Origin of the sequence: Pontibacillus litoralis JSM 072002 (assembly GCF_000775615.1) — a bacterium.
Taxonomy (GTDB): domain Bacteria; phylum Bacillota; class Bacilli; order Bacillales; family BH030062; genus Pontibacillus; species Pontibacillus litoralis.
In genome coordinates this window covers 1-556 of the sequence record NZ_AVPG01000070.1, presented here as the reverse complement: position 1 = coordinate 556, position 556 = coordinate 1, and the positions used below count along the sequence as shown (strand labels likewise).

1 pseudogene is annotated in these 556 nt (G+C 38.8%); it reads left to right on the top strand.

The window, feature by feature from the left end:
- A pseudogene (locus tag N784_RS15730) lies at positions 1-497 on the top strand (transposase); the annotation flags it as partial.
- Positions 498-556 lie beyond the last annotated feature (59 nt).

Below are 556 nucleotides of genomic sequence, written 5' to 3'. Positions count from 1 at the left end.
ATGAACTTCAATTGATATTGAAATTAAATCCCCAAATTACACACGGTGTCCGAACGAAAGAAGATGAATTTGAATTCAATAAGGATGCAGGGATGTCTGTGTGTAAAGCTGGTCATTTGGCTATTCGCAAAGCGCGGACAGGCAAGAAAAGCCAAGGAAAGAACCAAAAGCACACTTACTATTTTGACGTTGAAAAATGTAAGGTATGTCCACTCCGTGAGGGCTGTTATAAAGAGGGGGCCAAGAGTAAAACGTATTCCATCTCTATAAAATCGACAGAACACAAGGAGCAGGAAGCGTTTCAAAATAGCGAGAAGTTTAAGATGAAAGCCAAATCTCGCTATAAGATTGAAGCGAAGAATAGTGAATGAAAACAAAGACACGGATATGATGTAGCCACATCCACGGGTCTGTTTGGCATGCAGATGTAGGGAGCTATGACCATATTCGCGGTCAATCTTAAAAGAATAATAACTTTAATGAAAGAAGCAGAGTAAGAAATACTAAAGAAAAAGGCACCATTTCGTTCAAAAAAGAACGAAATGGTGCCTTTTTT